Here is a 20,488-nt window from a genome sequence, read left to right as displayed (position 1 = left end):
TTTGTTCGAGCACCGCCATACCGGAGCGCGCCCAGCGTTGATCGGCATCAATCGCGGCGGGATGGCGGGAACGGACTGTTAACACAGTTTACGTCCCGCGTTGCACCAATGACATTGTGCAACTGCGTTGCAGCCGACGCAGAGGGAAACGCGATGGTCGCTAGGCGCGGCCCGTGACGAATGACCACAGCAGGGCCAGCACGGCGATGGCCATGATACCTGTCCCGATCCATCCCAGGGCGATCAGCCAGGACCGTCCGCGGAAGCGGCCCATCAGCCCGGCATTGGACACGATCACCATCATCATCGCCATGATCGGCACGGCGGCGATGCCGTTGAGCACGGCGCTCCACACCAGCATGTGGATCGGGTCGATGCCGGTGAAGCCGAGCCCGAAGCCGATGATCGTGGCGGCAGCAATGATGCTGTAGAAGCCGACCGCCTCGTCCGGCTTGGCCTCCAGGGTCGCGTGCCAGCCGAAGGTCTCGGCGACGGCGTAGGCCGCCGAGCCCGCCAGCACCGGGATCGCCAGCATGCCGGTCCCGATGATGCCGAGCGCGAACAACAGGAAGGTGAGGTCGCCCGCGAGCGGGCGCAGGGCTTCGGCCGCCTGCGTCGCCGAGTCGATCCTGGTGATGCCATGCGCGTGCAGCACCGTGGCGGTCGTCACGATGATGAAGAACGCGATTGCGTTCGAGAAGATCATGCCGATCGTGGTGTCGATCCTGATCCGTCGGAGGTCGGGGTGGTCCTTCTTCGACAGCTCGCGCAAGGGACGGTCGACCTTGCCCTGGTTCATCTCCTCGACCTCCTGCGAGGCCTGCCAGAAGAACAGGTAAGGGCTGATGGTGGTGCCGAGGACGGCCACAACCGTCAGCAGATAGTCGGCCTCCGTCGAGGGGCTGGGCCATACCGCCGCGAGCAGCGCCGTGCTCCAGGGCACTTCGACCATCAAGGCGGTCGCGACGTAGGCGAACAGGCTGAGGGTCAGCACCTTGATGAAAGGTGCGTAGCGGCGATAGGGAAGGAATACCTGGAGCAGCGTCGACCCGGCGGCGAAGATCAGCGCGTGCTCATGGTTGAGACCGCCGATCACCAGCGACAGCGCCTCCGCCATCGCCGCGATGTCGGCTGCGATGTTGAAGGTGTTGGCGCCGACCAGGAGGGCGACGAGGCCGAAGACGATCCCGCGTGGCGCAAGCGCGGTGATGTTGGCCGCCAGCCCTTTGCCGGTGACACGGCCGATGCGCGCGCTCACCAGCTGGATCGCGATCATGAAAGGCGCGGTCAGAAAGACCGTCCACAACAGCCCGTAACCGAACTGCGCGCCAGCCTGGGAGTACGTCGCTATTCCCGACGGATCGTCGTCGGCGGCACCGGTCACGAGACCTGGACCCAAAACCCGGAATACGCTCCAGGGCGACCGTTTCGGTTTGTTCGGTTCGGATGCAACGGTCATGGCCATGGCAGTGCTCCCCCGGCGGTGTATGTCTCTCGAAGTCGCACGCCCTCTTTTCGTTCCCGGCTCCGGAACCGGAGGGGAGTACCAGCGTTCCAGATCACGTCGGATTTCGACCAAGGGGGACGCGTGCCGGACCAGCGGCAAACAGGGCATGATCAGGAGCTCGGCATGGCCGAGCGCCAGAGGCTTTTCGCCGGAGGCAGTGAGCTGGCCGGACTGATGTTGCGGTTCGATTGGGAGAGCACCTCGATCGGAACGCCGGAGCATTGGCCGCAGAGCCTGAAGACGGCCGTCAGGCTCATGCTGACATCCCAACAGCCGATCTGGATCGGTTGGGGAAGGGAGCTGATCTATCTCTACAATGATGCTTACAAGACCATCATCGGCGGCAAGCATCCCTGGGCTCTCGGTCGCCCGACGTCGGCGGTCTGGCACGAGATCTGGGAGGACATCGGTCCGCTGCTGGCAAAGGCCGGCGGCGGTGACCAGGGCACCTATGTCGAGGCGCAGCTCCTGATCATGGAGCGCAACGGCTTTCCCGAGGAGACCTACTACACGTTCTCCTACAGTCCCATACCGGACGACGATGGATCGCCCGGAGGAATCTTCTGCGCCAACACCGATGACACCCAGCGCGTGATCAGCGAGCGCCAGCTCTCGCTGCTGCGCGAGCTCGCAAATGCCGGGGCTGGGGCCCGCAGCATCGACCAGGCCTGCGCAAGCTGCGCGGACGCCTTGGCGCGGGAGTCGCGCGACCTTCCTTTCGCGATGATCTACATGACCGACCCGGACGGCGAGGCGGCGCGGCTGGAGGCCTTGACCGGCATCGACCGCGATCATCCCGCCGTTCAGCCGAGGCTGAGAATTCAGCCGGAAGGAACGTGGCCTCTGGCTGAAGCGCTGAGGCTGCAGGATGCGGTGCTGGTTCGCGATCTTCCGCGGCGGTTCGGCCTCAGCTTTCCGACCGGCGGATGGCGTCAGCCGCCACAGCACGCCGTTGTGCTTCCGCTGCCCGCGTCGGGGGAGGCCGGATGGGGCGGCTTCGTCATCGCAGGTCTCAATCCGTTCCGCCTCTACGACGAGAGCTATGCCCGCTTCCTGAACCTCGTCGCGGGGCAGATTGCAGCGGCCGTCAGCAATGGCGGGGCCTATCAGGCAGAGCGGCGCCGCGCGGAAGCGCTGGCCGAAATCGACCGCGCCAAGACGACGTTCTTTTCCAACATCAGCCACGAGTTTCGTACGCCGCTGACGCTGATGTTGAGCCCGCTGGAAGACCTGCTCGGCCGCGACGAGGCCCAACTCACCTCCGAAGCGCGATCCGTCCTCAGCCTGATCCACCGCAACGGCATTCGCCTGCTGAAGCTCGTGAACACGCTGCTCGACTTTTCGCGCATCGAGGCCGGCCGCATGACCGCGCACTTCGAGCCGATCGATCTTGCGGTCTTCACTGCCGAGCTCGTGTCCAACTTCCGCTCGGCGACGGATCCTGCCGGCCTGCGTCTCATCATCGACCTCAAGCCCCTGTCCGAGCCGGTGTATGTCGACCGCGACATGTGGGAGAAGATCGTTCTCAATCTGGTGTCGAACGCGTTCAAGTTCACCTTCGAAGGTGAAATCGCGGTGTCGATCGGCTTGTCCACCGACCGCAATCATGCCGAGCTCAAGATTCGCGACACCGGCACCGGCATCCCGCCCAGTGAGCTGCCGCACCTGTTCGAACGGTTTCGTCGCATCGAAGGCGCGCGCGGCCGATCCTTCGAGGGCAGCGGCATCGGTCTCGCTCTCGTTCAGGAACTGGTGAGGCTTCACGGCGGGGAGATCGCTGTAGACAGCGCGCTCGGCCGCGGCTCGGTCTTCACCGTGCGAATTCCGCTTGGCTCGGCGCATCTGCCGGCGGGCCAGATCGGACCTTCCCATGTCCTGACCGTTACCAACGTGCGGGCCGAGGCCTACATCGAGGAGGCGCTCGGGTGGCTGAACGGCGGTGTGCCGTTCGAGCTTCCTCACCCGTCATCATCCGACGACCTCGGAGTCCGCTCCGCGACGGCATCGGCCCGTGATCGCGTGGTGCTCGCTGACGACAATCCCGACATGCGCGACTACGTCCGCCGTCTGCTCGGCGAGGATTATGACGTGGAGGCGGTCAGCGACGGCATGGCGGCCCTCGAGGCGGTCCGACGGCGCCGCCCCGATCTGGTGCTGACCGACGTCATGATGCCGGGGCTCGACGGCTTCGGCCTGCTGAAAGCGCTGCGTAGCGATGCGCAGCTTCGCGACATTCCTGTGGTCATGCTGTCGGCGCGCGCCGGCGAGGAGGCCAAGGTCGAGGGGCTTGATGCCGGGGCGAGCGACTATCTCACCAAGCCGTTCAGCGCGCGCGAGCTGCTGGCGCGGGTGCGCGCCAATATCGATCTGTCGCGGGTGCGGCACGAGGCCGAGACCACGCTGCGTGAGCTGAACGAGCGCCTGGAGACGCAGGTCTCCGAGCGTACCGCGGAGCTGCAGACCAAGGAGGCGCGGTTGCGGACGATCTTCGAGGCGAGCTACACGTTCCAAGCGCTGCTCTCGTCCGATGGGACGCTTCTGGATGCCAATGCGACCTCGCTCGAAGCGATCGCTGCGCCCCTGCACGAGGTCGCAGGGCTGCCATTCTGGGAGACGCCGTGGTTTGCGGGGACGCCCGGCACGCCCGAGCTGATCAGATCCCTGGTCGACGCCGTCGCTCGCGGCGACGGGGCCCGCCAGGAGTTGCAGCTCGAGCTGCCGGTCGGCGGCTCACGGTGGTTCGACTTCCAGATGCGGCCGGTGCGGGACGAGACCGGACAGGTGGTCGCCATCGTGCCCGAGGCGGTCGAGTTGACCGAACGGCGCAAGGCGGAGGAGGCGTTCCGCCAGGCCCAGAAGATGGAGGCGATCGGCCAGCTCACCGGCGGCGTCGCGCACGACTTCAACAATCTCCTGACCGTGATCCGGTCCTCGGCCGACCTGTTGCGCCGGCGCCAGCTGTCCCCGGAGCGCATGCGGCGCTACGTGGATGCGATCTCGAACACGGCGGATCGCGCCGCCAAGCTCACCGGACAGTTGCTCGCCTTCGCGCGGCGGACGCCGATGGAGCGCCGCGTCTTCGATGCCGCGGGGCATATCGAGCAGATCGAAGAGATGCTGCAGACCGTGCTCGGTGCGCCGGCCGCGATCGAGCTCGACCTGCAAGCGCGGCCGCTTCCGGTCGATGTCGACATCAACCAGTTCGACACGGCCCTCGTCAATCTCGTTGCCAATGCGCGGGACGCGATGGAAGGCCGGGGCGTCCTGACCATTCGCGGTCAGCTGCTGCCGCAGGACGGCCAGCCCGGGCGGCCGCAATTCGTCTCGATCGCCGTCAGCGACACTGGATGCGGCATTGCGCCCGATCAGATCGACCGCATCTTCGAGCCGTTCTTCACGACCAAGGGAGTCGGGCGCGGCACGGGTCTCGGCCTGTCCCAGGTCTACGGCTTCGTGCACCAGTCCGGCGGACGGGTGTTGGCGGAGAGCGAGGTCGGCAAGGGGACGACGCTGACCCTGCTGCTGCCGCGCACGCACAAGCCGTTGGAGCTGCGCGAGCGGACCGAGCACACTCCGGACATGGTCGTCGCGCGCTGGAACGTGCTGGTCGTCGAGGACAACCCGGAGATCGGCGAATTCTCGACCCAGCTGCTCGAGGATCTCGGCTATCGAACCGTGCTGGCGCGCAGCGCAAACGATGCGCTGCGCTTGATCGACGCGAATCCCGGTGGCTTCGATCTCGTGCTCAGCGACGTCGTGATGCCCGGAATGGACGGAGTCACGCTCGGCCGGGAAATCCGTCGCCGGCTCCCGATGATTCCGATCGTGCTCAACAGCGGCTACAGCCACGCCCTCGCCGACGGCGACCGCCACGGTTTCAGTCTCATCCAGAAGCCCTACTCGGTCGATGAGCTCTCGCGCGTGCTGCGTCAGGTCATGGCCGCACGCGAGGAAGGCGCCAAGTCGGCGTCGTCCTGACGACGCGCGCCGCGGCTTTCCCCTGACGTCGGCATCGCGCTCGTGATCCGCACTTGAAGGATGGTGCCCGGGCGGCGTATTTTTGGGCGCTGGGGGAGGTCTCATGGCAGACGTGGAATCGTTGCCGCGCGGGCGTTGCGTGCCGCGGCGCTCATTTGCTCTGGCCGCGTGTGCGGCGCTGGTCGTCTGCAGCAGCGCGTTTGCCAAGGACGATGATGCGGACGAGCCCGCATCGGGTCTCGCCAATGTCTACATCGACTTCCGGACGAACTATGCCTACGTGCCAGGGGGCACGTTGTCGACCGGCCTGGGCGACACGTCCCTGTTCGGAACCCTCTCGCAGCTCGCGACCTTGCGCAAGCTGCTTGACCGGCCGGCTTTGCCCGGACGGCCGCAACTTTCGGCTCCGACCAACCAGGGCCTTGGCGTCGACGTTCCGCTCACCGTCGATCTCGGCGACGCCTTGTCGCTTTGGGCCGGGTTCACCGGAAGCACCTCCTACAACGGCCTGTCCGGCTGGGCCGACGTGGCCATCACCAGCTGGTTCCTCGGCTTCCAGGCCGACGTCTATCAGCAGAACGGCGGCACGCTTCCGACGCTGACCTTGCAGTCGACGCTGACACGGTCGGTGCCGGACTCGCCATTGGCGACCACCTCGTTCAACACCGTCATCGAAGCCAAATACGCGCTCGATCCGGATGAGACGCGCGGCTGGCTCGCGGGCGTTCAATACACCCATGTCGAGGTCGATTCCGCGCTCGCGCATGTCGGGAGCACGACCGCCGGCTATATCGGCGGCTTCTACCAGTGGGAGAACAACTGGAAGGTCTCCGCGCGCGTCGGCATCCAGTCGTTCGGTGGCGCGCAGCTGCTCGCCATCACGCCGATCGCGTCCTACACGCAGCCGCTGGTCAGGCTCGATCTCGATCGCATGGATGACGATGACAACCGGCTGTTCGGCATCACCGCGCAAATCGCCTGGGCGCCGAAGCCGGTCTATCAGCTGACGGTGAGAACGCCACTCTACGCGATCAAGAACTGACGGGGTGATCGAAGCTGCGCGCCGGCCCGTCTCAGCGCATGCTCACGAACTTGGCCCAGAGGCCGGCGAGCAACGCGCCGGTCATCATGTAGTGCGGCTTGTCGCAGAACAGGCTGCCATATTGACAGACATCGGCGCCGACCGATCCCAGCTGGTGCTGACCCGCCGCGTAGAACAGGGCGGACAAGCCGGCCAGTACGACCGCAACGACATACATCGGAAGACCTCCTCCACCGGCCGCGCCCGACGGGCTGAAGTAGCATTGCCGATCGGCGCAACTATCTGCGCTTGACACGTCGGGCAAATCAGGCGCATTTTGACATCGTCGAAGAAACCATAAAGCCCGCGCCGCGAACTCGGCAGCGGGCTTTTTATTGGCTCGGCCCGGATTTGGAGCGGCGGTTATCGAAATCGCAAAGCCTGACCGCCGCATTTCGATCAAATTTGACATGTCGGGCAAATCACCGGCATAGTGTCATTATCGAATTTTCCGAACAAGATGATGCCGCGTTGTCCGCGGGCATTTTGACTTGAGCAGCGCAGCCCGGCATCGGCTGTCGACCACGATCGTCGGCTATTCATCGCGCGTCGTGCAGCGCGCAGACAACTTCGAACATCCGGATACTCGCCGGCCCGCGCGAACGGGCCGGTGCGTGGGCGTGGCGACCGTCGCTTCACCCGCAGCGGTCCCTTGCTTGAGCCGAGGGATAGGGTTCGCGCCTGAAACGATCGCGCTTTCGGCTGCGATCTGCCGCGCTTTTCCTTCGCCCAGGAGAGAGGAAGATGACCGCCTACCTCATTGCGCTCGCCCTGATCGGCCTGGTGATGGTCGCAGCCGCCGATGCGATCTCGTGACGATCACCACCCTCGCATTCATCACCCATGATATCAGGGACGTGACCATGTTGAAGACGATCACCGAAATTCGCTCGATGGCCCGCAGCCACACCAAGACGGCGATCAACACGCTGGTTGGCGTGATGCGCTCACCGAAGGCGACACATGCCGCGCGCGTATCCGCCGCCAACGCCATCCTCGACCGCGGTTGGGGGAAGGCGCCTCAGGCGCTGCAGAACAGCGAGGACGGCGCCCTCGAGCTGATCCACCGCATCGAACGTGTCATCGTGCATCCGGATGAGCACGATGGGGAGCAGGTGGATGAGTGATCCCGGTGGTGGGTGAGGCGTGAGCGCCTCGCAGGATCGGGAGATCGGCTTTCAATTGGCGTGGCAGCTTGGTGTTCTCTCCCCGGCTCCTGGGACGGTGGCGAAATCAGATCGAGACATGCCGGCCGGAGACAATGAGCCGAGACGGACTCAGCGCCCAAACAGCCGCAAAAATCAGAGCCGGCGGACTTGACGTCGACGCTCGTTTGTTCGATCTTTGTTCTCGGTCTGAACGTCGTTCCTTGGGCAATCGCAATCTGGATATCTTCGGGTCATCAACATGATTGCATCAGCACGGTCGGCGCGAGTCGTGAGTGTCTTGAAGCGGCTGCTTGCTCTCTGGCTGTTGCTCTTCGGATTATCGTGCCGCGCGGCTGTCGCAAGCGATGTCCTCATCAGCTATGCGGTTGAAGCCAAGGGAGAGACGGATAGCGGCAATCTCAACGATTGCGACGAGGTTGGCGTATGCCGCTTCCACGCTGCCGGTCTAGACGTTGAAGTCGTCCTCTATACAGAAGCAGGCGTTGCCATGCTGGAGATGATTGTCAAAGGACCGCCTGGCTGCTGTTATACCTTCGAGGCCAAAGAGCAATTTCGAGCGACCATTAAACCCGGCCTGACGCGGTTGGAGATCTACCAGCGCATGTGGTCACCGCACGATGATTTCGTCAGGACCCCGTTCTCCTGGAATCGACGGATTGGAACCATCTATCTCGCGTTCTCACAAAAGCGCTCCGCGAAGTAATCGGGCGCGTCATGATTAGGAAGGATTGGACATGGCCAGCGGACGAGATTTCGTAGAGCGGGCGCCACTGCCTCCGCCAGGGGCTCCGAAAATCGAGGAGGGTGACCGATCTCGTGTGTTCGGAGCAATTGGAAAACAGATCGACGACATCGTGAACGGACCCGGGTCCTATTATCCTGAGGGGCACAAGAAGAGCCCAGATGCGCTGCTGGAAGACCTGACCAATTTTTATGGTTCTGTTGAACGTCTGAGCAAACAGCTGGATGACCCCTCCAACATCATGGGTGACGTGCTGGACCAGATCAAGAAGTTCAATGACGCGTTTGCCCCGTCAGCAAGGTGGAGTACGCCGAGCTCCCAGAAAGACAAGGCCATCGAGCTGCCATTTAAGCTCGTTCCGGAGACGAGAGATCGTAACGTTATCGATGTGCCGGATGACGGACCATATACGCCGCCCATGCCATGGAGAGCGCCGAGAAAGGATCGCAACGTGTTGTTGAGAGGACCGCAGCGCGTTGCCGGTGGCGTAGATCCGTGGGTCTCTCGGCGTCTCGCAACGCGGCTGGTCTTTCCCTCCTGACCATCCGTCGCATCCAGCCAAACGCAATTGCAGGCCGGGCTGCAAGTGCGCAGGCATCCGCATTCGGTCGTGTCTCCAAATAAGACGCTGGGCGAGGGGCATCATGAGGTTGAACAGGGGTGGGTTGATAGTCTGCGCAATCTATCTGATCTGGTTTGCGATATTGACTTGGCTCTCATGGGAAGCGAAGGATCCAAAGGGAGCTTATTTCCTAGGTCAATTGTCAATCCTGCCGGCGCAGGTTTTTTTGTGGACCTCCGGGGTCGGTCAGGTCTTGGAAGCTCACGTTGCCTCGGAGTCCCAAATCAGCGGACCTCTGTTGACTGTGCCCCTGAGTTTCGCCGTGGTGTATTTGTTTGGCTGGGGAATGAGCGCATTTGGGAAAGTCTGGTCGCAGGCCACGCGCGACGCTGAGCGGGCCGACCGGGAGTAGGTCCGTCGCTTCTGTGTGTGCCTAATTGGATAATCGTGCGCTTACGCTGCTGAAGCGGCTCCAACCGAATGCAAGGCTCCGGCTGCATTCGCGGCGTGTTGGGGCCGTCCTCCTTCGCCGCCGATCAAGTCGACGGAACACCTTTGGTCCGATCACTCACCTTGCCCCGGTTTGCTGGAGAAATCCGATGGCATCACGCTATTCTCAGCTGGCCGAGCCGTCGACTGGTACACAAGATGGGTCAAGTCTCTGGGAACGCCTTAGATGGCCGGAGCATGGCCAAGGATTGCGCCTGCAGTAATAGTTCGAAAGCTCATCCGGAGGTAGACATGCGGCTGAATAGAGGTGGTCTTATCGCGTGCGCCGTCTACACGCTGTGCGCTGCCGGCCTCGTCGGCTCGGCATCCGTCACCGATGTTAAGACGAGCGTGATGCTGTCCTCTCTTGCGGTGTTTCCTGCCGGGATTTTCTGGTCCGTCTGGGCCGCGGTGTCCGGTTCGGGGCGTTTTCCTTTTTCCGTCGATTCCTGGTTGAATAGTTTACTCGCCTATTACCTCGAGTCGCTCTTGCTCATCTACCTGATCGGTTGGGCTGCGAGTGCGCGGACAGCGGCAGGAGCGCGCCTCCGCAACAAGGAAGTCCGGTTGCCTGATCGTCCTGACGTCGATTGATCGATTTCGTCTGGACGGCCGCAGCCATTGATCTGCCTCCAAGCGGAAAGCTGTAGTTCATTCGCACCATCTGGGCACGGGCGACACTCGTTGCGCGGGGGTAAGCCCGCGCGAAGGAGAAGCTCATACAAGGTCGACGCATATGGCATCTCGATACTCGCTGACCGTTCAAATCAATCCTGGTTTTCCGGGACATGCTGCAGTCGTCGTCAACGAGCCTGGGCGACAGACGTTTGCCGGGTTCGGACCCAGCACCCATGGGGTTCCGTTGAGCCACGGGAAATTTGACGTTCATACGCTCCGTCCGGGCGAAACTCCTCCGCCTGATTTCTCCAGCGTCGTCGACGATGGTCAGTACCGCTCGTTTACCGTTCCCATCACGCCAGAACAGGCGGCAAGCGCGCTGAACGAAATCGGTCGGATCCGAAACGCGGGCGAAACTTACAACGGTCTCAAAAGTTACAGCCCGAACGTTTGCACAACGATCGTGAATCGGATTATGGGGGCTGCCGGTCTGGGCGGGAACAGTCTCCCACGCGTGCTGCCGTCGCAAAGCGGCGAGTACCTCGCGAATATCGAGAGAGAGCTGTCCTCCAACAGGAAAGCGAATGTGACCTTCGATGGCGGCGGTTTCGCCAATCGGATTCCCGACGCTCTTCGTGACATCCAGAGCGATTATGCATTTGTCGGTGGTGGCTACGATACACCGTCGGAGCGAACCGGCCGCCTCCCTAGGCAAGCGTCGAACCTGTACGAGACAGCGCCGCCACCCGACGATGCGGTGGGAATGGACCGCGGGTCCGGCCGATATCTGCGGAGTCGTCGGGCGGACTCGGCGACTGCAACGATGTTCGACAGCGGCACGAATCCCATACCGTACATCCCGCGAGTCCTGCTGGGACCACAGGCGACGCGGTCAGGACGTATCTCTGGATCGCCGGACGAATCCGGGCCGGCCGAGCTGGGCTCTTCATATCGGCAGCTGTGGCCGCAGCCCGACGACGGGGACACCACGCCGAGTGATTTCAACGATTGGTACACGCGCTGGGTCAAGCCGCTCTGGGAGCCATAGCAGGCAACCGAGACGGGGCCGCGGACGCGAGGTGAACGGCCGGTAAGAGCAGGTGATCATTGTCCACCCTCAAGATCCCCACCGCGAAAGTGTTTGAGCCGCTGCTCGCGCCGGCCCGCTACAAGGGCGCGTTCGGCGGGCGCGGCTCGGGCAAGTCGCACTTCTTTGGCGAGCTTCTGGTCGAGACCTGCCAAGCCGAGCGCGGCACGCTCGCCGTCTGCATTCGCGAGGCACAGCGCACGCTGGCGCAATCATCCAAGCGGCTGATCGAGGACAAGATCGCGGCGCTCGGCCTCGGCCAGGGCTTCCGGTCGTTCAGCGACCGCATCGCGGCTCCCGGCGACGGGCTCATCATCTTTCGGGGCATGCAGGATCACACCGCAGAGTCGATCAAGTCACTGGAGGGATTTCGCATCGCCTGGATCGACGAGGCACAGACCTTGAGCGCGCGTTCGCTGTCGCTGCTGCGGCCCACCATCCGAGCGCCTCGCTCGGAGCTGTGGGCGAGTTGGAATCCGCGCCGCAAGTCGGATGCCGTGGACGATTTTCTGCGCAGTCGCAAACCGGAAGGCGCCGCCGTGGTCAAGGCGAGCTGGCGCGACAATCCGTGGTTTCCGGCGGTGCTGGAGGAAGAGCGGCAGCTCGACCTCGCGCTCTATCCGGACCGCTACGAGCATATCTGGGAGGGGGACTACGTGCGCGCGTTCGAAGGTGCTTATTTTGCCGATCTGCTGGCGCAGGCGAAACGCGAGGGACGGATCGGCAAGGTGTCCGCGGACCCGCTGTTGCCGTTGCGGGCGTTCGTCGACATCGGCGGCGCCGGCGCCACGGCGGACGCCTTCACGATCTGGATCGTGCAATGGGTCGGCAACGAGATTCGCGTGCTCGACTATTACGAGTCGGTCGGCCAGGTGCTGGCGTTTCACGTCAACTGGCTGCGCGCGCGGGGCTATCAGAACGCGATCCTGTACCTTCCGCACGATGGGCTCGCGACCAATGCAGTGACCGGCAAGCGCTACGCCGATCATCTGCGCGAGGCCGGCTTTGCGGTCGAGCCGCCGATCACGAACCAGGGCCGGGGCGCGGCGATGATGCGGATCGAGGCGCTGCGCCGGCTCGGTCCGGAGCTCTGGTTCAACGAGACGACAACCGAAGCCGGGCGCGAGGCGCTCGGCTTCTATCACGAGCGCAAGGACGAGACCCGCAACGTCGGGCTCGGCCCCGAGCATGACTGGTCGTCGCACGCGGCTGACGCGCTGGGCCTGATGGCGATCTGCCACGAGGCGCCGGGGCGGGTGGCGAGCTTCCATCGTCCGATCCGATATCAAGATGCCGGGTGGAGCTAGCGCTCTTGACAACGACAGGGCATTCTGATGTTCTTTTTTTGTTCCGACGTGTTTACAATGGAAGCTGCAGCGCAAGTGGCTCTGTCCGTTACAGGTGTTGTCGCCCGCGACATCAGAAAGTTGGCGATCGCGAGATCGGCCTTGGGTGTCGGCGATCGGCCGGCTCGCCGTCGTGCGACAGGTCTGAACGGACGGCGCAAGGGAGCGTGTCAGTGAGACTGAACAAGGGAGGGCTGATCGTCTCGGCCATCTACGTCGTCCACTTCCTGGTGTTCAGCTGCTTTTCCTACTTCGCCGGCTTGAAAGCCAGCGTCTTGCTCGCCGAATTCGCGGTGCTTCCGGCGGGATTAATCCTGGGCTCGATTTGGCCGCTGCTCGGTCTTCATGATCCGCCATTCGACGCGGACTCATGGATGAACAGCTATGTGTTCTATTTTCCCGTGAGCCTGTTCATCTCCTACATGGTGGGCTGGGCGCTGCATGCCTTCTGGCGGCTTCTTGCCAGATACGTCGCTCCTCGGCTGGACCGGCTGGACGAGCGCCTGGTCAGGCGCTTCCATCGCGACTGACGCTGCGCGTTCATGTTCGGACGGCGTTCGTCAGAGCGAACATCAGAAGCCTGCACGAGCAATACTGACGCAGAGTCCGCGTTGCTTCCAGCGACGTCGCCACGCTATCTGAAACAAATTCGAGGCCGAGAGCATCACACGTTTGGCGCGACCGACATTGACAACCGCGAGGTGCTGTTGTTCTTTGTCTGTTCCAGGCGCTCCCGCTGGATTTGAGCCGCCGCTCGATGTCCGGTGTAGACTCCGGGCGCATCATTCGTGGAAGGGAGCGACTGATGCCGACGAGCTGGGACCAGCCCCGCGTCGCCTCCTTCTCGCTCATCGTTGGCTGTGTATCCCAGGTCATCTGGGTGACGCTGACCGATATCCTCGTCTACATCGCGAGCCCTCACGGGCTCCCGTTGGATTATCCGGAGTTCGCGGTGCATGTCATCTGGCTCGCCCCGATCCCGGCCTTGTGGATTCTCCGTCGCTCGCCCTCCGTGACCATCCTGTACGCGCTGTCATTGTCCGCGATACTGGCGTAGCGAACCTCGTTTTCATTGCCGTACAGCGAATTGTCGGAGTACTCAAAAATGGCTAAGGGCTATTCTATCACGTTGGTCGTCGGTCCCGGGTTTCCCGGCCATGCGGCGGTTGCCGTCAGATCTCCGATCCAGATTCTACGCTCTCGCCCCGCGGATCAGATGCCGTCCGCGACAGGCATGCCTGCACCGATCGGGACTGTGCCGAATTAGCAGCCTCAGATGAATCGATTGCCGTCCTTCGATGATCTGTTTGGAAGCCGGGCATCGATGGGGAATGCGACCGCGCCGCTCTCGCCCTATCAGCAATTCTCGCCGATCACGGAGCTCGCAGGTTTGCTCGGTGCTCGCGAGGGCGAGGCAATGCCGGACTATCCATTCGAGCTTCCCGCGGATGGAGAACTGACGCCCGGTTTGGAAGAGCGAGCTTCGCTTCGGCGCCAGCGCCCGTTGTGGGATTCGGCGCGCTGATCGCTGCGGCTTTGAACGGCGTAGCAGCCCAATGGATGGTCAGGCCGACTTGTCTCCGTCTGTCTCGCGGAGAGATGGCACCTGAGGCGGGTTGCCGAACACTGCTGAAAAAAATCTGGCGAGGTGAATCGCCAGGAATGATGCGATGCCGGCCAGGATTCCCTTGTCTCCAAACAGGAAATACCAGGCGCCGCACATGAATGCGAGAATGAGGACATTGACCATCATGGATGTCAAACAGCCTCGCATGGCGCTCTTTTGAGTATCTGCCGGCTGATTGTCTGTCGGCGTCATCGACTCGTCAGGTGCTCGCGTGAACGACGAATTCAAGGGAGTATATGATGGCTGCCGAAAAACTCATTGCCAAGCTCATCAACATGATTGCGCAGAGTCAAGCGAAGAAGGAGACGTTATCGCGATATGCCGCGCCACGTCGAGATGATGTTCTCCACGATGGGATGGTCGGATCGGGAGAAACCTGGGGCGGAATCCTGGGCGCAACATTGGGAGGAATAGGGGGAGAGATGGTCGGTGGTCTGCCCGGAGCCGTCGCGGGGTCCGTGGCGCTCGGAACGGGTGGATCGCTGGCCGGCGGGTGGGCAGCCCATGGCGCTTACCGTGAGGGGCAGCTCATCCGAGAGATCCTGTCGAACCCCCAGGACTGGACCGTAGATGCGGCAGGCGCAATCGTGCCGGTGATGCCGCCCGCGGATCGCGATGCCGCACCTCGGCAAGGCGCGGCCCGGCCATCACGGATGGTCGACAATTCAAGTTCACTGCCCTGGTGGGCGCAGCCGGATTTGGAGACTCGATCCGCCAGCGGTGCGGCCGCCGGTCGTCCCGGCAGCTTTCCCGGTCTGATCGCGGGCACCAGCAACACCAGCGCGATGGATCCGGCAAGCCTGCAATCGCCGGCAGGCGGCCTGCTTGGGATGATCCAGGACTACATGCGCACGCATCCGGTCGACGATCGTGCTGCGGTTTCCGCGTGGCCTCCCCGATGAGCCTCGGTCTCGCACAAGGGTTCCGAAACCTGACAATTGCGTTCTCAACGACGTGGATCTGACCATGCCAAAAATGTCGAACTCCGATCTCAAGACGATGCTCGCTGCCGAAAAGGCCGATGCGCTCGCCGCCATCTCGGCGGCACGGCTGGCAGAGGAGCGGGCCGATGCGATGGACTACTATCTCGGCAACATGAAGAAGGACATGCCGGCGCAGGAGGGACGCTCGCGGGCCGTCTCGACCGATGTCGCCGATACGGTCGAAGGCCTGATGCCGCACCTGATGGACATCTTCGCCGGCTCCGACGAGGTCGTGCGGTTCGCGCCCGTCGGGCCGGAGGACGAGGCCGCCGCAGCGCAGGAGACGGACTACGTCAATCACGTCTTCATGCAGCAGAACCCCGGCTTCATGATCCTGTATTCCTTCATCAAGGATGCTCTTCTCTCGAAGGTCGGCATCGTCAAGGTGTGGTGGGAAGAGCGCGAGGAGGAGAGCCGCGAAACCTATTACGACCTCACCGAGGATCAATTCGCGCTGCTGGCGCAGTCGGTGATGGACTCGGACGGCGCGATGCGGATCGTCGCGCATTCGAGGCGATCAGGACTCAGTCTGAAGCCTCTTCCGTGACTCCGACCTGGAGCGGCTCCTGACTTCGTCCGGAAGAGAGGGGCAAGGCGTCGCGCGCGCGACAAAAATACGAACGCTCAAGGTTAGCAGCGCGTTCGGTCCGACGACACGCAAATCGGTCGAAGTGGTGTCCGCGATACGGAACACCGAGAAGCCAATCACACCTTCCGTGTTCGTTCAAAGGAGCGTCGACCTCTTCGTTTGGATGCTCAGCTCAGCGCGCCCAAGATCATCACGATGAGAAAGCCCACGGTCAGCCATACCCATATTACTCGCTCGTGCCGGATCGCGAGCTTCAGGCGTTCTCGACCTGGCTCTGTTAGTTTCGCAGGATCCATTGCCGAGAAGCGAAACCCGAAAAACAGCCATGTTTTATAATAGCCCGGCTTCATGTAGCGCATGTCTGAGGCGCTTGGCGCGATGTGATTGTGAATGACGCGAAGATCATTCAGCCATAGTGCCCACAGCGGCAGGCCCGCGACCGTCCAAACGAGAAGAATGCCGATTGTCGGGTAGGACATGTTTGCAGCGCCGGCAAGGGTATCGATCACGGCCGATCGATTCATTCCAGTTGATGAAGGTAATCTAATGTCGGTGAATGAGAAAGGCAATCTGCGCCCGGACGGGATCTCTCTCGAGCTGCCGTGGTTCGGGCTCGGAGGGACGTACTATTGGAATCCGGGGGCGCCGACCGCGCCGAGTTTCACTTTGACAGGAGGTTTGGGTAAGGGAGGGGGCGGGTTGCACCTCATCCACCTCAGAAAAGGTATGTCATCCGAAGATACTCTTAGGTTCGGTGCGTCAGTTAACGTGCCGTCGTTCAGTGTCAACGCGAGCATTCCGGACGAAGCCGGCATTCCTCTGCCTTGGAAAGCAAAAGTGTCTTCGATCGGAGTAGGAGCCGCCATTCCCGGCGTTGGCATGAACTATACGGCCACGCCGGCGCAGATCGCCGCTTTCATCAGGAAATACGTTCTGAACCCAGTCATGGGTTCGGAAGATCAGCCTTCGGCGCCTGGCCGCATTGCCCAGAGCGCGCCGGTCCGATTGGAGCCCGGTGCTGAACGACCGATACCTTATGCTGGACCTTGGTCCGGCAGGGAGCCATTTGGTTCAGGAATCTCTCCGTGGTGGTCCGACTACATCGGCGGGCGTCACGAGCCGTCAGCTCGCATCTTTTCGGGCAGCCACGCCGATCGTGCATTTTCCGACGGTGCCACGCCCGTTCCTTACATCGGAGACGGGTGGGCAACTCCCGGAGGTCCTTCGGACATGACTGCTTCCGTTATGGGGGGTGGCTCGGGAGCCGGCGGACAGGTGGGGTCTTCCGGCGGCCTTCTCGGCATGATCCAGGATTATCTCCTGACCGACGCGGCTCGAAGCCGCAGCCGTTAGACGCTCCGATTTGTCTCTCCATAACCGAACGAGCCTATCGCCATGAACATACCTCTTCAGTGCGCGCCGCTGCAACCGGTGCCGCAACCGATCACGCACGACGTTACCATCGTCACCACACGAAAACTCGCCCATGCGCGGGTGATGGGCGTGCCGCCGGAGGAGTTCGGGATCGAGCGCGGCGCGCGCTCGATCCGTGACTGCAACTACTGTTTCCACGAGATCGTCACCAAGACCGAGGCCCAGCTGATTGCCGAAGGGTTCGACTCTGCGCAGATCAAGTCGCTCGGCGACTACACCGGGACGACGCAGGTCGAAACCCTTGCGCGCGATACGGTCGACGAGCGTTCGCGGGCTTCGTCGAGCGCGGCCAATTCAGGCACCAGGCTCGTGCGCGTCACCGAGCACTACGTTCGGATCGACTATGAAGGCGACGGCCGACCGTGCCTGTACCAGATCATCACCGGCGGGGACCAGAGTGAGATCCTGCGCAAGGACGGCCAGGACTGCATCACGCCGTTCGATGCGATCCCGTTCGCCGCGACCACGCCGGTGCCGATGACGCACCGCTTCTTCGGCCGTTCGATCGCGGACCTGGTGATGCCGCTGCAGCGCGAGAAGACCGCGCTGAAGCGCGGTGCGCTGGACAATCTCTATCTGCACAACAATCCGCGCGTCGAGGTGGCCGAGCAGAACGCGGGGCCGAACACGCTGGACGATCTCCTGGTCTCGCGTCCCGGCGGCGTCGTTCGAACAAAGACCGCAGGCGGCCTGAACTGGCAGGTGGTGCCCGACATTACGAGCTCGATCTATCCGATGCTGCAATACATCGACGCCGAGCTGGAGAGCCGTTCGGGGCTATCGAAGCAGGCGCAGGGCATCGATGCCAATGCGCTGCAAAATCAATCGGCGACGGCGGTGGCTCAGGTGTTCTCCGCCTCGCAGATGCGCATCAAGCTGATCGCGCGGATCATGGCTGAAGGGGTCCGCGACATGTTCGGCCTGCTGCATGCCACCATCCGTAAGCACGGTCAGCAGCGCCAGACCGTGCGGCTGCGCAACGCCTGGGTCCAGGTCGATCCGCGCGAGTGGAAGACGCGCGACGACATGACCATCGAAGTCGGGCTCGGCTCCGGTGGCAAGGCGCAGCAATTCGCGCAGACCATGGCGATCGCCAACGTGCAGAAGGAGCTGGCGATGGCCGGCAAGATCAACCTGGTCGGCGATCGCGAACTCTACAACACGGCGGCCGAGCTGACACGGATCATGGGGCACAAGAATCCCGGACGCTTCTTCAACGATCCGGCCGCGGTGGATCCGCAGACCGGACGGCTGCTGCACCCGCCGCCGGCGCCGCAGCAGCCGCCGCCGGACCCGAAGCTGCTTGCGGCGCAGGCGCGGGTGCAGACCGAGCAGGCGATCGCCGCGCACAAGGCGCAACTGGCGCAGCAGCAGGCTCACAACGACCTCATCCATCAGCAGGTCAAGGTGCAGGCCGAAATCGAGCTGGCCAAGATCAGGGCCGGGCTGGACGCGAAGATTGCGTTGCTCGACGCGCACCTCAAGACGGTGGAAGAGGTGCAGAAGCGCGAGCAGGCGCAGGTTGCTCACGAGATGAAGATCGCCGAAATGGCGATCGGCATGGCCGCAGCGTCGGGCCGGGCCGAAAGGGAGACGCATGGCAAGATGGAGCGGCGCGATGATTGATGAGAGCCTCCTGCAACAGACCGCCGCGCGCGGCACCCGCGCCAAAGCGCTGCTCGACGACGAACTGCTTGCCGGCGCGTTCGATGCGCTCGAGGCGAGCTACAGCTCGGCCTGGCGGCAGACGCTGATCGACGACGTTGCCGGCCGCGAGAAGCTGTTTCTCGCCATCAACATCGTCGGCAAGGTGCGCGACCATCTCGGCGCGATGGTCGCCCATGGCAAGCTGGCGCAAGCGGAGCTGAAGGAGCTGGCGCAAACGGCGGAGCGCAGGAAGCGGTTCGGCGTGCTTTGAGCCGTCTCGACATCCTGCGAGAACAATCAAAAGGCGTATTGACTTGTTCGTTGTTTGTTCTAAGATCGACAGAGGAGATTTTTGGCCCAGTTTCGCAGGAATCGTCGGCTTGCGCTCGTTGAAGCGGAGGGCAGATTTCGCACGTCTCGAAGCTGATTGGCTTGAGGACGACGCTCTTGTCGACACCAGCGACTAACAGCGGGGAAAAAGAGGGAATGTGGATCCGAGCTGCGAGATGCATTCTGTCGCGTGACTTATTACATCCATTTTCGATAGGTGCGCTCGTTGTTGGGTTGTCCATGGCGACGGGAGCGGTGGTTGGCATCCTTTCTGTCTTGGACTCCCTATCGAGTGACGCTGTTGCACAGCAGGTTGCTTCCACCAAGTTGAGCCTCGTATGGAGTTCGTCTCTCCCCGGCATCCCCCAGTTCTGTTCCGGGGCGGAGCCGGCCGTTGTTTATATGGAGTATGATCCTGCGCGAAAGACGACCTCGATCTTCAAGAGCACCTTGCGAGGCGAGGAGAAGCTTCTCGCCGAGGTTCCCGGCAATGCCGACGTGAGATCGTTGTCCTGCTCGCAGGACGGCCGGACGATTGTCGCCTACGACTCCGACCCGCCGATGCTCTTCCTATTGCGAGACTCGCAACTGGCGACGTATCGGCTGTCGGGCTATCGACCATTCGCGAGGGCGGGCCTGTACTCTTTCTTGTCGCCGGACGGACAAAGCATCAAGCTTCCGGAAAAGCCGGTCCTGGTCAGTGGTCCGGATCTCATGGCCGACATTTCCGTGTTTCCCGACGAGCAACATAGCTTGTTCTTCATGGAAGGGCACGTCTATGTCGACGATGCGATCGGCATCCAGAAATACGTTCCGGCGGATGGCGGTTGGACCAAAGTGGGTCATGAGATCAAGCTGCCCAAGGACTTCAGCTCGACGGAGATCGTCCGGTGCGGCGATCATGAAGTTGCGTCCCTAGTCGGGGTCGAGACATCCCGCTACATGGTGCTCGGTGACCGCTCCAGCCCACAGGACTGGCTGGCCGATATCGGTGTTCGAAGGCTGTTTCGAAGATACAACGAGCCGTTCCTGATCAGTGGTGACTACGGAACCTGCGCGTTTCCTCTCCTCGATCGTAAGCACTGGCACACGACACTCGGAATTGCGCGCATCGAGCGTGCCGGCGTGCGAACATTCTCGCTACCGTATCCAGAATTCCGGATTGCCAACGACAACCTCTCCTTCAGCAAGGACGGCTGTTACCTGCTGCTTCAGGGAACATGGTCGGGAGGGGTGGTTTCGGGAAACACACATCTTCTGGCCGTCCAGAGTCCAGAATGCAAACGATGAGAAGCAACA

At 62.6% G+C, this 20,488-nt stretch carries 19 protein-coding genes; 15 read left to right on the top strand and 4 right to left on the bottom strand.

Annotated elements, in window-relative coordinates; genetic code table 11:
• Positions 1–160: 160 nt before the first annotated feature.
• A complete protein-coding gene (locus QX070_RS21700; protein ID WP_315739096.1) occupies positions 161–1,465 on the bottom strand; it encodes a divalent metal cation transporter in 1,305 nt (434 codons plus the stop codon).
• 165 nt (positions 1,466–1,630) lie between these two features.
• Here QX070_RS21700 and QX070_RS21695 point away from each other — a divergent pair, with 165 nt between their 5' ends.
• Positions 1,631–5,485 carry an ATP-binding protein gene (locus QX070_RS21695; protein ID WP_315739095.1) on the top strand — a complete coding sequence of 1,285 codons (3,855 nt, stop codon included), beginning with the start codon at positions 1,631–1,633 and terminating at the stop codon, positions 5,483–5,485.
• Positions 5,486–5,588: 103 nt separating this feature from the next.
• Positions 5,589–6,527, top strand: a complete 939-nt coding sequence (locus QX070_RS21690; protein ID WP_315739093.1) for a hypothetical protein — start codon at positions 5,589–5,591, stop codon at positions 6,525–6,527.
• Between the two features lie 31 nt (positions 6,528–6,558).
• On the opposite strand, the gene QX070_RS21685 is transcribed toward QX070_RS21690, so the two are convergent.
• Positions 6,559–6,744 carry a hypothetical protein gene (locus QX070_RS21685; protein WP_315739092.1) on the bottom strand — a complete coding sequence of 62 codons (186 nt, stop codon included), beginning with the start codon at positions 6,742–6,744 and terminating at the stop codon, positions 6,559–6,561.
• A gap of 685 nt (positions 6,745–7,429) precedes the next feature.
• Here QX070_RS21685 and QX070_RS21680 point away from each other — a divergent pair.
• The 8 genes from QX070_RS21680 (at position 7,430) to QX070_RS21645 (ending at position 13,636) form a co-directional block, all read left to right on the top strand.
• Positions 7,430–7,693, top strand: a complete 264-nt coding sequence (locus QX070_RS21680) for a hypothetical protein (RefSeq protein WP_315739091.1) — start codon at positions 7,430–7,432, stop codon at positions 7,691–7,693.
• 319 nt (positions 7,694–8,012) lie between these two features.
• Positions 8,013–8,438 carry a hypothetical protein gene (locus QX070_RS21675; protein WP_315739090.1) on the top strand — a complete coding sequence of 142 codons (426 nt, stop codon included), beginning with the start codon at positions 8,013–8,015 and terminating at the stop codon, positions 8,436–8,438.
• A gap of 31 nt (positions 8,439–8,469) precedes the next feature.
• A complete protein-coding gene (locus QX070_RS21670; protein ID WP_315739088.1) occupies positions 8,470–9,018 on the top strand; it encodes a hypothetical protein in 549 nt (182 codons plus the stop codon).
• Positions 9,019–9,780: 762 nt separating this feature from the next.
• Complete coding sequence (locus QX070_RS21665; RefSeq protein ID WP_315739087.1) at positions 9,781–10,122, top strand: hypothetical protein; 342 nt, start codon at positions 9,781–9,783, stop codon at positions 10,120–10,122.
• 142 nt (positions 10,123–10,264) lie between these two features.
• Positions 10,265–11,194 carry a hypothetical protein gene (locus QX070_RS21660; RefSeq protein WP_315739086.1) on the top strand — a complete coding sequence of 310 codons (930 nt, stop codon included), beginning with the start codon at positions 10,265–10,267 and terminating at the stop codon, positions 11,192–11,194.
• Between the two features lie 59 nt (positions 11,195–11,253).
• Complete coding sequence (locus QX070_RS21655; RefSeq protein ID WP_315739084.1) at positions 11,254–12,540, top strand: PBSX family phage terminase large subunit; 1,287 nt, start codon at positions 11,254–11,256, stop codon at positions 12,538–12,540.
• Between the two features lie 212 nt (positions 12,541–12,752).
• Positions 12,753–13,109 (top strand): hypothetical protein, encoded by a 357-nt coding sequence (locus tag QX070_RS21650; protein WP_315739083.1) that lies wholly within the window; start codon positions 12,753–12,755, stop codon positions 13,107–13,109.
• Between the two features lie 275 nt (positions 13,110–13,384).
• Entirely contained in the window at positions 13,385–13,636 is a 252-nt protein-coding gene (locus QX070_RS21645; protein ID WP_315739081.1) for a hypothetical protein, read from the top strand.
• Positions 13,637–14,143: 507 nt separating this feature from the next.
• On the opposite strand, the gene QX070_RS21640 is transcribed toward QX070_RS21645, so the two are convergent.
• On the bottom strand, positions 14,144–14,398 hold the full coding sequence (locus tag QX070_RS21640; protein WP_315739080.1) for a hypothetical protein: 255 nt from the start codon (positions 14,396–14,398) through the stop codon (positions 14,144–14,146).
• Between the two features lie 47 nt (positions 14,399–14,445).
• On the opposite strand from QX070_RS21640, the gene QX070_RS21635 reads away from it, so the two are divergent.
• Entirely contained in the window at positions 14,446–15,108 is a 663-nt protein-coding gene (locus tag QX070_RS21635; RefSeq protein WP_315739079.1) for a hypothetical protein, read from the top strand.
• Between the two features lie 64 nt (positions 15,109–15,172).
• Entirely contained in the window at positions 15,173–15,736 is a 564-nt protein-coding gene (locus QX070_RS21630; RefSeq protein ID WP_315739078.1) for a hypothetical protein, read from the top strand.
• Positions 15,737–15,945: 209 nt separating this feature from the next.
• Here QX070_RS21630 and QX070_RS21625 read toward each other — a convergent pair whose 3' ends face one another.
• Positions 15,946–16,287 (bottom strand): hypothetical protein, encoded by a 342-nt coding sequence (locus tag QX070_RS21625; protein ID WP_315739077.1) that lies wholly within the window; start codon positions 16,285–16,287, stop codon positions 15,946–15,948.
• Between the two features lie 886 nt (positions 16,288–17,173).
• Here QX070_RS21625 and QX070_RS21620 point away from each other — a divergent pair.
• From QX070_RS21620 to QX070_RS21610, 3 genes are all read left to right on the top strand, one after another.
• Positions 17,174–18,838 carry a hypothetical protein gene (locus QX070_RS21620; protein WP_315739076.1) on the top strand — a complete coding sequence of 555 codons (1,665 nt, stop codon included), beginning with the start codon at positions 17,174–17,176 and terminating at the stop codon, positions 18,836–18,838.
• On the top strand, positions 18,831–19,130 hold the full coding sequence (locus tag QX070_RS21615; protein ID WP_315739075.1) for a hypothetical protein: 300 nt from the start codon (positions 18,831–18,833) through the stop codon (positions 19,128–19,130). Before QX070_RS21620 ends, QX070_RS21615 begins: the two co-directional genes overlap by 8 nt.
• A gap of 299 nt (positions 19,131–19,429) precedes the next feature.
• The gene (locus QX070_RS21610) at positions 19,430–20,479 is read left to right on the top strand and encodes a hypothetical protein (RefSeq protein WP_315739074.1); all 1,050 of its coding nucleotides are present in this window, start codon (positions 19,430–19,432) and stop codon (positions 20,477–20,479) included.
• Positions 20,480–20,488: the final 9 nt, after the last annotated feature.

It is taken from the genome of Bradyrhizobium sp. SZCCHNR1093, assembly GCF_032381175.1.
In the GTDB taxonomy this organism is placed as follows: Bacteria; Pseudomonadota; Alphaproteobacteria; order Rhizobiales; family Xanthobacteraceae; genus Bradyrhizobium.
This window is presented reverse-complemented; position numbering and strand designations above follow the sequence as displayed.

Bases quoted from the DNA above. Each gene is read 5' to 3' on its own strand.
- QX070_RS21610 (WP_315739074.1), top strand. From the start codon at position 19,430: ATGGCGACGGGAGCGGTGGTTGGCATCCTTTCTGTCTTGGACTCCCTA.
- QX070_RS21690 (WP_315739093.1), top strand. From the start codon at position 5,589: ATGGCAGACGTGGAATCGTTGCCGCGCGGGCGTTGCGTGCCGCGGCGC.
- QX070_RS21670 (WP_315739088.1), top strand. From the start codon at position 8,470: ATGGCCAGCGGACGAGATTTCGTAGAGCGGGCGCCACTGCCTCCGCCA.
- QX070_RS21665 (WP_315739087.1), top strand. From the start codon at position 9,781: ATGCGGCTGAATAGAGGTGGTCTTATCGCGTGCGCCGTCTACACGCTG.
- QX070_RS21645 (WP_315739081.1), top strand. From the start codon at position 13,385: ATGCCGACGAGCTGGGACCAGCCCCGCGTCGCCTCCTTCTCGCTCATC.
- QX070_RS21685 (WP_315739092.1), bottom strand. From the start codon at position 6,744: ATGTATGTCGTTGCGGTCGTACTGGCCGGCTTGTCCGCCCTGTTCTAC.
- QX070_RS21700 (WP_315739096.1), bottom strand. From the start codon at position 1,465: ATGGCCATGACCGTTGCATCCGAACCGAACAAACCGAAACGGTCGCCC.
- QX070_RS21630 (WP_315739078.1), top strand. From the start codon at position 15,173: ATGCCAAAAATGTCGAACTCCGATCTCAAGACGATGCTCGCTGCCGAA.
- QX070_RS21660 (WP_315739086.1), top strand. From the start codon at position 10,265: ATGGCATCTCGATACTCGCTGACCGTTCAAATCAATCCTGGTTTTCCG.
- QX070_RS21640 (WP_315739080.1), bottom strand. From the start codon at position 14,398: ATGACGCCGACAGACAATCAGCCGGCAGATACTCAAAAGAGCGCCATG.
- QX070_RS21695 (WP_315739095.1), top strand. From the start codon at position 1,631: ATGGCCGAGCGCCAGAGGCTTTTCGCCGGAGGCAGTGAGCTGGCCGGA.
- QX070_RS21635 (WP_315739079.1), top strand. From the start codon at position 14,446: ATGGCTGCCGAAAAACTCATTGCCAAGCTCATCAACATGATTGCGCAG.
- QX070_RS21680 (WP_315739091.1), top strand. From the start codon at position 7,430: ATGTTGAAGACGATCACCGAAATTCGCTCGATGGCCCGCAGCCACACC.
- QX070_RS21615 (WP_315739075.1), top strand. From the start codon at position 18,831: ATGATTGATGAGAGCCTCCTGCAACAGACCGCCGCGCGCGGCACCCGC.
- QX070_RS21620 (WP_315739076.1), top strand. From the start codon at position 17,174: ATGAACATACCTCTTCAGTGCGCGCCGCTGCAACCGGTGCCGCAACCG.